Origin of the sequence: uncultured Intestinimonas sp., from assembly GCF_944387725.1 — a bacterium.
GTDB lineage: Bacteria > Bacillota > Clostridia > Oscillospirales > Oscillospiraceae > Intestinimonas.
In genome coordinates this window covers 49,262-59,174 of record NZ_CALXGA010000004.1, presented here as the reverse complement: position 1 = coordinate 59,174, position 9,913 = coordinate 49,262, and the positions used below count along the sequence as shown (strand labels likewise).

10 protein-coding genes and 1 pseudogene are annotated in these 9,913 nt (G+C 60.5%); 7 read left to right on the top strand and 4 right to left on the bottom strand.

The genetic code is table 11. From position 1 onward, the window contains the following. Nucleotides 1-26: 26 nt before the first annotated feature. The gene (locus tag Q0K09_RS01440; RefSeq protein WP_294471997.1) at nucleotides 27-371 is read right to left on the bottom strand and encodes a type II toxin-antitoxin system death-on-curing family toxin; all 345 of its coding nucleotides are present in this window, start codon (nucleotides 369-371) and stop codon (nucleotides 27-29) included. Further along, nucleotides 368-610: a type II toxin-antitoxin system Phd/YefM family antitoxin gene (locus Q0K09_RS01435; protein ID WP_294471995.1), complete on the bottom strand. Its 243-nt coding sequence runs from the start codon at nucleotides 608-610 to the stop codon at nucleotides 368-370. Before Q0K09_RS01435 ends, Q0K09_RS01440 begins: the two co-directional genes overlap by 4 nt. Before the next feature lie 447 nt (nucleotides 611-1,057). Between Q0K09_RS01435 and Q0K09_RS01430 the strand changes: the two genes are divergently transcribed. After that, entirely contained in the window at nucleotides 1,058-1,396 is a 339-nt protein-coding gene (locus Q0K09_RS01430; protein WP_294471993.1) for a hypothetical protein, read from the top strand. 25 nt (nucleotides 1,397-1,421) lie between these two features. Next, a complete protein-coding gene (locus Q0K09_RS10705; RefSeq protein ID WP_365931140.1) occupies nucleotides 1,422-1,613 on the top strand; it encodes a TetR-like C-terminal domain-containing protein in 192 nt (63 codons plus the stop codon). Nucleotides 1,614-1,686: 73 nt separating this feature from the next. Here the strand turns inward: Q0K09_RS10705 and Q0K09_RS01425 are convergent, their stop codons facing one another. After that, a complete protein-coding gene (locus Q0K09_RS01425; protein ID WP_294471991.1) occupies nucleotides 1,687-2,790 on the bottom strand; it encodes a hypothetical protein in 1,104 nt (367 codons plus the stop codon). Between the two features lie 140 nt (nucleotides 2,791-2,930). On the opposite strand from Q0K09_RS01425, the pseudogene Q0K09_RS01420 reads away from it, so the two are divergent. The 3 genes and pseudogenes from Q0K09_RS01420 to Q0K09_RS01410 form a co-directional block, all read left to right on the top strand. Next, nucleotides 2,931-3,080, top strand: a pseudogene (locus tag Q0K09_RS01420) (P-II family nitrogen regulator); the annotation flags it as partial. A gap of 429 nt (nucleotides 3,081-3,509) precedes the next feature. Beyond that, nucleotides 3,510-4,931 carry a glycine--tRNA ligase gene (locus tag Q0K09_RS01415; protein ID WP_294471989.1) on the top strand — a complete coding sequence of 474 codons (1,422 nt, stop codon included), beginning with the start codon at nucleotides 3,510-3,512 and terminating at the stop codon, nucleotides 4,929-4,931. A gap of 418 nt (nucleotides 4,932-5,349) precedes the next feature. After that, nucleotides 5,350-7,221, top strand: coding sequence for an LTA synthase family protein (locus Q0K09_RS01410; protein WP_294471987.1), 1,872 nt, complete (start codon nucleotides 5,350-5,352; stop codon nucleotides 7,219-7,221). A gap of 235 nt (nucleotides 7,222-7,456) precedes the next feature. Here Q0K09_RS01410 and gpr read toward each other — a convergent pair whose 3' ends face one another. Next, nucleotides 7,457-8,362, bottom strand: coding sequence for a GPR endopeptidase (gpr, locus tag Q0K09_RS01405; protein ID WP_294471985.1), 906 nt, complete (start codon nucleotides 8,360-8,362; stop codon nucleotides 7,457-7,459). Between the two features lie 202 nt (nucleotides 8,363-8,564). Here gpr and rpsT point away from each other — a divergent pair, with 202 nt between their 5' ends. Both rpsT and Q0K09_RS01395 read left to right on the top strand, forming a co-directional pair. After that, the gene (gene rpsT / locus Q0K09_RS01400) at nucleotides 8,565-8,828 is read left to right on the top strand and encodes a 30S ribosomal protein S20 (protein ID WP_294471984.1); all 264 of its coding nucleotides are present in this window, start codon (nucleotides 8,565-8,567) and stop codon (nucleotides 8,826-8,828) included. A 194-nt stretch (nucleotides 8,829-9,022) separates the two neighbouring features. Continuing rightward, a complete protein-coding gene (locus Q0K09_RS01395; RefSeq protein ID WP_294471982.1) occupies nucleotides 9,023-9,862 on the top strand; it encodes a DegV family protein in 840 nt (279 codons plus the stop codon). The last annotated feature ends 51 nt before the right edge of the window (nucleotides 9,863-9,913 follow it).

Sequence of the window (9,913 nt, the reverse complement as noted above, 5' to 3'; positions counted from 1 at the left end):
GTACGCCTTGCGTTTCTTTTCTTTTTTCATATCCACATTCTACTACTTCTTTCCCCATTTGTGAATACGGTTTCTAACTCTTGCTGGGTATACGATAGTTCCAGGCCGTTGACCGCCAGAAAAACCAGCATGGCGTGGGCGCCGATCCGCTTGTTGCCGTCTACGAACGGATGATTCTTTACCAGACCGTAACAGAGCCGGGCGGCCTTCTGCTGGAGGGAAGGGTAGGCGCTGGTGTCGCCGAACGCCTGAAATGGTGCGTTGAGGGCGGAGTCCAGAAGCCCCTCATCCCGCAGCCCCGGACTTCCGCCGGTCTCATCCACCAGATGCTGATGGAGCAGCAAGATTTGGCGCTTGCTTAAAATCTTCATTTGGCCAGCTCCTCATAGGCCGCCCGGTTTTGCTGTATGAGTCGTTTTGAGATCTGCATGACATCCTCATCCTCAGCCGCCTGCATCTGCTCCACTTGGCTGAACTCCACCACAAGATACCGGGGCACATTGTTTTTCAGGATAACGGCGGAACCCTGCTTGTCCACAAGACGGGCCACTTTGGAAAAATTCTGGTTGGCCTCTGTGATGGACACCAGAGTATTAGAATTGATCATCATACGATCACCCTCCTTCTGACTTTATTATACGCCGAAATAGGAGAAATTCAACCTATAATTTCTGGATTTTGACGGATGCCTTTGGGCGCAAGTACACCTTCGATGATGTATCCTTACCAGCAACCAGCGGTCGCGTGTTCAAGTCACGTTTCCAGCTCCAAAAGAGGAGTCTAAAAAAGATATTGAGGGCAAAACCTCAGTATTTTCGAGGCTTCCGAGGCCCGTAGATTTTCCAATCTACGGGCCCCTTTTTTCCGATATTTAGGGCTTGTTTGAAACATGTCAACATGCCCAACCGGCGGGTCTTTTGCCCCCTGGACGGCGCAATTTTTCCTTGAAATCCGCCAGGATTCCTGGGTCAAAATTGCTTGCCAGAGGCCCAAAATCCCTCCCTGCTGGACACATCGCCAATTTTCAAACAAGCCCTAAACGTGAGGAGGAAAATTGATGTCAACTGACACGCGCATCAGGGTCACAAAGAAAATGATAAAGGATAGTTTTTTGGATTTGCTTGGCGCCTATCCGCTCGACAAAATATCAGTCACACAAATCTGTAAAAAGGCAGAAATTAACCGGGTCACCTTCTATAAATATTATCAGGATGTGTATGATTTGTATGAAAAGACGGTAGACGAGCTCCTTGACAGTTCCACACATTCTATGGCTGAAATTTACATCGAAAAAGGCCTGCGGGAGGCCATTGAGACAACCATCTCTGATATAAGGACCAAAATTAACCAATATTACGTTTTTTTCCAACCATGCAGGCACATATCATCAAAGTAAAAGTATCGACCGCTGCATATAAAAAATATCATCTCTTGAAGTTCCTGGTCCGACGCTTTCAGCTGAAGAGCTCACCCTGCTCCGGGCCTTTCTGAGCTTCGGTGGGGGCGGCGTTCTTGCCACATGGATCAACAGCGGAATGAAGCAATCTCCAAAAGAGATCGCTGATCTGCTGGATTCATATATTGTACAAATTTTAAAGCTATACCAGCATTGACCGATCCAGTCGATTGCATTCCCCATATCCCCGGTGTTTTGACAAGACGCGGCTTTCTGATTGGTCCCTTTGATCAGGCGGCCTCCTCCTCCCCGGCATCCCAGCTGGACTCGTAGGTGTCCCCTTGGGCCAGGCCCAGGTTGCCCCGGACGGCGGTGCGGAACTCCACCAGCTCGGGATAATTGTAGAAGAAGTCCAGCTTCTGGCTCCAGACGTCCTGATAGGCGTAGGGGTCCCGGGGCCGGAGGACGAAGTAGGTGAAGGACTCACAGATGTCCTCCGAGGGGTCGGTGGAGGCGTAGGGGTCAATGAAGTCGTCATAGAACCGCAGGAAGAAGTTTAAGGTGTCCTCACAGGCCATGCACTGGTCCAAGTAACCCGTCCAGAAGGTCTGGTAGAAGTCGTCCAGGTAGGACCCCGGCCGGGTGACCATGCCATACTCATTATAGGTGTCCAGAGTCTGCTCCCGGGTGTAGTCCGCCTGGGAGCTGTTGAGGGTCAGGTAGTGACCGTACTCGTGGAGGACGGTCTCCACAAAGTAGGCCCGGTCCCCGGCGTCCTCCGGGTCCAGGGCGATCTCCCAGCGCGCCCCCTCCTGGTCGGTCATCCACACCCAGGCCACCGTCTCCCCAGGGCCGTCGGTGAAGAAGGTCAGCCGGTCGAAGTCGTCAAAGGCCCCCTCCGGCAGGACGGTGTTCATGTCCTCCCACAGGGCCAGGAGCTGCTCTTCGGTCCAGCCGCCGCCGGGAGAGGTCTGCGCCTCCTCCGGGGTCAGAAGACCGCCGGAGGAGATGGTATAGACTGCCAGGGTCTGTTCTGGGGGGCTCTGGTAGCCGAAGCCCTCGGCGTCGCCCCCCAGGTACTTGACGGTGTACTGGTCCAGGAGATTCGTCAGCCGCCGCCACAGCCGCCGCTCGTAGTCGCTCTTGTCCCACTCCCCCTGCTCCAGGCGCTGGTCCCGGATGGGCTTGATGGTGAGCCAGATATCCAGCGCCTCCTGGTACTCCTCCTGGGTGAGCTCCCCAGAGAGCAGGCCCAGCTGGATCTCCAGCTCGTCCTGGGCCTCCTCCAGGTCCACCTCCCCGTCCCCGCCCTGGGGGAGCAGGGAGCCCCTCCTCTCTCCACATCCTGTGAGCAAAACCAGGGCCAAAAGCCCCGCCATAAGCCGCAGCCGCATCTCGCGTCCTCCTCTTCTGTGTTTTTCCCCATTCTACCAAAAAACCGGGCCGGCTGTCCACCCCTTTGGGACAGCCGGCCGGTTTTCTGAGACAAGCGGCGGTGCTCAGGGAGGAGAATGACGCGGACTATGTCCCCGCCGTCCCGGTGGCCGACGTGGTGGCCGCTGTCCGCAAGATACTCTACACCGGCAGCATCGGCGACGGCAAGATTTTTGTCTGCGATGTGGAAAACGTGGTCAAGGTCCGCACCGGAGAGGAGGGCGTCGCGGCCCTTCAGGACGCCGAGTAGTCCAGATTGGCCGTGTTCTCCACCGTATCCCGGCAGGAACCGTCGAATTTTCCACACCATGTTGACAATTTTGCCGCAAGGACCGCAGGGAGCCGCCATCTGCCAGAAATCGCCCTTGACTCCAAAGAAGTCCCGTGATAGAATACAGGGCACAGCAAAAGGCCATGACCGGGAGGAGTACCCGGCCGCCCTGAATGCAGAGAGGAGCCGGAGAGTGCAAGGCTTCCGGCGGGCGGCGGAGAAGGCGCCCGGAAGCCGCAGGGAGGAAATGCCCCGCCGGTCCCCCGCCGTTACCGGGTCCAGAGCGCGGAGCGGCTTCGCTCCGAATTCAGGTGGCACCACGGACTTGTGACAGTTCGCCCTGAGCCGTTTCCGGCTCAGGGCGTTTTTTACCCGCGCATGATAAAATATATTAAGGAGTGTCTTCCCATGAAAAACACTGAAAAGACCATGGAACAGATCGTGGCCCTGTGCAAGGGCCGGGGCTTCATTTTCGCCGGCAGCGAGATCTACGGCGGGCTGGCCAACACCTGGGACTACGGCCCCCTGGGGGTGGAGCTCAAGAACAACGTGAAAAAGGCCTGGTGGAAGAAGTTTGTCCAGGAGAACCCCTACAACGTGGGTCTGGACGCCGCCATCCTCATGAACCCTCAGGTCTGGGTGGCCTCCGGCCATGTGGGGGGCTTCTCCGACCCCCTGATGGACTGTAAGGAGTGTAAGGAGCGCTTCCGGGCCGACAAGCTCATCGAGGACTGGTGCCAAGCGCACAGCTTTGACCTGGGCCACAGCGTGGACGCCATGAGCCAGGCCCAGATGAAAGAGTTCATCGAAGCCCACAACATCTGCTGCCCCTCCTGCGGCAAGCACAACTGGACCGACATCCGGCAGTTCAACCTGATGTTCAAAACCTTCCAGGGGGTCACCGAGGACGCCAAGAACACCGTCTACCTCCGGCCTGAGACCGCCCAGGGCATCTTCGTTAACTTCCAGAACGTCCAGCGCACCACCAGAAGGAAGCTGCCCTTCGGGGTCTGCCAGGTGGGCAAGAGCTTCCGCAACGAGATTACCCCCGGCAACTTCACCTTCCGCACCCGGGAGTTCGAGCAGATGGAACTGGAGTTCTTCTGCCAGCCCGGCACCGAGCTGGAGTGGTTCGCCTACTGGAAGGACTTCTGCCACAAGTGGCTGCTGAGCCTGGGCATGAAGGACGAGAACCTGCGCCTGCGGGACCACGAGCCTGAGGAGCTTAGCCACTACTCCAATGCCACCACCGACTTTGAGTTTGTCTTCCCCTTTGGCTGGGGGGAGCTGTGGGGGGTGGCCAGCCGCACCAACTTCGACCTCACCGCTCACCAGAATACCTCCGGAAAGGATATGACTTATTACGATCAGGAGAAAAATGAGCACTATATCCCTTATGTAATCGAGCCTTCCCTGGGAGCCGACCGGGTGACGCTGGCCTTCCTGGTGGACGCCTACGACGAAGAGGTAGTGGACACCGAGAAGAACGACGTCCGCACCGTCCTGCGGCTTCACCCCGCCCTGGCCCCCTACAAGTGCGCCGTGCTGCCCCTGTCCAAGAAGCTGGGGGACAAGGCCCGGGAGATTCAGGCGCAGCTGGTCAAGGACTTCATGGTGGACTACGACGATGCCGGAAGCATTGGCAAGCGTTACCGCCGCCAGGACGAGATCGGCACCCCCTACTGCGTCACGGTGGACTTCCAGACCGTGGGCGACGGGGAGAATCCGGCTGACAACTGCGTCACCGTCCGGGAGCGGGACACCATGGAGCAGGTGCGCATCCCTATCGCCGGGCTGCGGGACTATCTCGCGGAGCGCGTGGCGTTCTGATTGGAGGCGGGTTCCACCCGCCGGGGGCTAGGGCTTGTTTGAAACATGTCAACATGCCCAACCGGCGGGGCTTTTGCCCCCTGGACGGCGCAAGTTTTCCTTGCAATCCGCCAGGATTTCTGCGAAAAAATTGCTTGCCAGCCGCCCAAAATCCCTCGCTGCCGGACACATCGCCAATTTTCAAACAAGCCCTTGGGGGGTCCGGCGTCCCGCCGGAAGGGCTTTGCGGCTCCCGCCGCCTCCTTCTTGCTCCCCTGAAAGGGGAACAGGCTGCGGCGGGAGCCGCAAACCCCGGGAGGGTTCCCTCCCACACCAGGATTCGGATGGAATCCGTCCAGACGCCCCCCGGCAGGATGCCGGACCCCACAAGAGAAATTTCCCCGGGGGCCCGGCCCCCGGACCCAGAAAGAAGCGCGCTATGAGACAATTTTTTCTCTTCCAAAAAACCGCCAGCCCTGCCTGGTCCCCGGCCAAAAAGGCCCTCTTCTGGATCTGGAACCTGGGAGTGCTCCTTACCTCTGGGGTAGGCGTCTGTCTGATTTCCCTGATGCTTGCCACAGGGCACTACGCCATGCGCCTGATCTTCGGCTACTTCGAGTGCCCCCTGATCTTTGTCCTCAACCTCCTGCCGGTGCTGGCCCTGCTCCTGCTGCTCTACGGGCTCACAGGCCGGGCCCAGCTCTCCTTCGGCGTCACAGCCGCCCTGGTTTTCGGCCTGTCCACCGGAAACTACTACAAGCTGATGTTCCGCAACGATCCCCTGATGTTCGCCGACCTCCTGCTGCTCAAGGAGGCCGGGGATATGGCCGGCAAATACCACCTCTTCCTGGACTGGAAGCTGGGGCTGATGATCGCCTGCTGGGTCTTCGGAGTTCTGTTTCTCCATTTCCTGGTCCGGGGGCGGCCCCGGGGCCGGGGCCGGGGAATCTGCGCCCTGGCGGGGGTCACCGCCTGCACCCTCCTCTACCCGGTGATGCTGGACAGCGACCTCTATAACCAGCGCACCGCCTACTACGCCCGGCTCAACAACATCTGGTCCGCTACCCAGCAGTATATCGCTCGGGGCTTCCTCTACCCCTTCCTCCACAGCATCTCCGAGGCCATCGAGACGCCGCCGGAAAACTACAGCGCCGACCGGGCCGAGGCCATCCTCTCCGCCTATTCCGACGCGGATATCCCGGAGGAGGAAAAGGTCAACATCATCGGCATCATGCTGGAGGCCTACAGCGACTTCTCCCGGCTGGGGGTCCCGGAGCTGGCAGCAGACGTCTATGAGGTCTGGCACAACCTGGAGGCCGAGGGCTATTCCGGGGACCTGGTGACCAACATCTTCGCCGGAGGGACCATCAACACCGAGCGCTGCTTCCTCACCGGCTTCTCCAACCTGGTGAACTTCCGGGCCCGGACCAACTCCTACGCCTGGTACTTCCGCTCCCAGGGCTATCGGGTGGAGGGGATGCACCCCTGCTATGAGTGGTTCTACAACCGGCTCAATGTCAACGAGAGCCTGGGCTTTGAGGACTACTACTTTGTGGAAAACTACTTCTCCCCCATGAGCGGCGGCGGCGTGGCCCTGGACGACATCTTTTTCCCGGAGCTGCTGAAGACCTACCAGGCCGCCGAGACGCCGGACCAGCCCTATTTCAGCTTCTCTGTGACCTACCAGGGCCATGGCCCCTACAACGATGATGTCTGCTGGTGGGGAGAAAAGGGAGACTATGTGGCGGACAACGGCGCCTACACCGAGGCGCAGCAGTACATCCTGGACAACTACTTCGGCTCCATCTACAACACCAACCAGCACCTCAAGGCGCTCACCGACTACCTTCGGACCGACGATGAGCCGGTGGTTCTCCTCCTCTTTGGGGACCACATGCCCTGGATGGGGGACGGCAACTCGGTCTATGAGGCTATGGGCCTGAACCTGGACCTCTCCACCCAGGAGGGCTTTTTCAACTACTACGGCACCCGCTACCTCATCTGGGCCAACGACGCCGCCAAGGAGGTCCTGGGGCAGGACTTCACCGGAGAGGGCCCGGCCCTGAGCCCCAACTTCCTGATGAACCAGGTCTTCCGGCTCTGCGGCTGGGAGGGTCCGGCCTTTATGCAGGCCACACAGCAGGTGATGGACCGGGTCCCCGTTATCAACACCCCCACCGGCCTCTATGTGGAAAACGGGACCCTCACCGGGTCCCTCTCCCCCGAGGGACAGGCCCTGGTGGAGGACTATAATATCCTACAGTACTATTACAGAAGCCACTTTATCTACAGCGATGTGGAAAACTCTTAGGGCTTGTTTGAAAATTGGCGATGTGTCCGGCAGCGAGGGATTTTGGGCGGCTGGCAAGCAATTTTTTCGCAGGAATCCTGGCGGATTTCAAGGAAAAATTGCGCCGTCCAGGGGGCAAAAGCCCCGCCGGTTGGGCATGTTGACATTTTTCAAACAAGCCCTAGAGACTGGAATCCTTGTGCGCTGCCCACCCGGCAAAAGTGTGGACCTCCAGGCGGCGGGCCTGCAAGCCGGGTCAGGAGAGGAGGAGCTCCACGTCCTCCAGGGTGAGGTCCGGGTGGAGGGCCAGGTTGACGCCGTAGCCGATGACCTTGGCCATGTCCTTCACCCGCTGGTCGATGTCCCGCGGGGTGACCATGAGGCTCCCCCCCGCCCCCCGAAGGGCCGCCGGGTCCAGGCCGGTCCGGCCGGCCTCCTCCAGAATGTCCAGGGCCAGGGTGGCCCCGTCCACTACTGTGGGGACCCCAATGGCGATGACCGGCGCCCCCATGGTCTCCCGGTTCAGGGCATACCGGTGGTTGCCCACCCCCGATCCGGGGACGATGCCTGTGTCCGAGAGCTGCACTGTGGTACAGACCCGGTGGAGGCTCCGGGAGGCCAGGGCGTCCACGGCGATGACGCAGCCGGGCCGGACCTTTCCGGCCACCGCCCCGGCCAGCTCACCGCTCTCCACCCCCGTGGTGCCCAGAACCCCCGCCGCCAGAGCCGCCACCGGCCGAAAGCCCCCGAAGTGCTCCGGCGCCTGCTCCACCAGGTGGCGGGTCACCAGGGTGTGGTCGGCCGCCTTGGGGCCCACGGCGTCCGGGGTGATGGCCCGGTTCCCCAGGCCCACCACCAGGGCCGGGGCCGAAGGGGGCACCTCCTTTAAGAAAAGGCCCAGCTCTGCCGCCAGAGCCCGGACCGCCCGGGGAAAGACCCCCTCCGCCCGGTCCGCCAGGGCGGCGAAGTCCAGGGTGACATAGGTGCCCACCGGCTTGCCCAGGGCCTCCGCCCCGGCCTGACTGAGCACCTCCACCCGGGTCACCGGGAAGCCCTCCCGGGTCTCCTCCCGGGCCCGGACCCCCTCCAGCTCGGTGACGCCGGCCCCCTGCCGGGTGAGCTCCCGGGCCTCCACCGCCAGATCCGTCCGCCGTTTCAGCATGGTTTCTCCCGCCCTTTCTCTCAAGATGTGGTGGTCCTTCTGCCTTGCAGTCCCTATTTTTTGCGTCCGGCAGGGCTCCTATACAAAAATCGCAAAAAGTCTCAAAGAAATAGTTGCATTTTATCCGGCGTTCTGGTAGAATAGTTACCTGCACGGGCAGAACCCGTGACACTGTGAGCAATCATCGGAGGAGGTGTTTGGTTTGCCGAATATCAAGTCTGCCAAGAAGCGCGTGCTGGTCAACGAGGCCAAGGCGGCCAGAAACAAGGCGGCCAAGTCTGCGCTGAAGACCCAGATCAAGAAGTTTGACGCCGTGGTGGCCGAAGGCAACCGCAGCGAGGCCGATGTCGTCTACAAGGCCACTGTGAAGGCCATTGACAAGGCCGCCGCCAAGGGCCTGCTGCACCGCAACAACGCGGCCAACAAAAAGAGCGCCATGACCATTAAGCTCAACAAGCTGGCCTGAGCCGCGCTCCCATCTGGAAAGAAAACCGTCTGCTCCGGCAGGCGGTTTTGCTTTTTTCTGACAAATTTCTTCGGGGTTTAAAATTGTGCTTGACAAGGGGCCCCAGGGGCGGATACAATGCCCCTGTCTTTGAGAGAAAACAGCCAGGGGGCGGCTCCCGCCGTCCTTGGAAGGCCGGAAAGGAAGGCAAGTTTATGGTACGCATTATGACAGACAGCACCTGCGACATCCCGCCCCAGCGGCAGGTAGAGCTGGACATTGAGGTGGTCCCCCTGTCGGTCCACTTCGGCCATGAGACCTACCGGGACGGGGTGGACCTCACCAACCGGGAGTTTTACGCCAAGCTGCGGCAGGCTGAGACCCTGCCCACCACCTCCCAGGTGAACCCGGAGGAGTTCGCCCGCCGGTTCCAGGCCCATGTGGACCGGGGGGACGAGGTGGTGGGGCTCTTCATCGCCTCCCAGCTCTCGGGCACCTGCCAGTCGGCGGTCATCGCCCGGGACATGGTGGAGGGAGAGGGTATTTTTGTGCTGGACTCCACCACCGTCACCTTCGGCCTGGGCCTGATGGTGGAGACGGCCTGCCTCCTCCGGGGCTGGGGAATGGGGGGCCGGGAGATCTATGAGACCCTGGAGCGGCTCACCCGGCGGCTGCGGTTCTATGCCGTGGCTGAGACCCTCAAGTATCTGAAAATGGGGGGACGCATCTCGGCGGCCACCGCCATGGTGGGCGGAATGCTGGGCATCACCCCCATTTTGAACATCCGAAACGGAGTGGTGGAGGCCGCCGGCAAGTCCCGGGGCCGGAAGGCCGCCTACCAGTGGATGGAAAAGCGCATTGCCGAGGAGCCGGTGGACACGGCCCTGCCGGTGTCCTTCGGCAACTCCGACGCCCCAGAGGCCATGGCCGAGTGCGAGGCCTACTTCTCCACGCGCATCCCTGGGATGCAGATTGTGGAGGGCGACATCGGCTCGGTGGTGGGCACCCACATCGGGCCCGGCGCCACTGGGATCGCCTATTTTGTCCGGGAGTGAGGGGGCCTCTCCCACGCGGTTCTCCACAGTTTACAAATTTTTGATATGTGC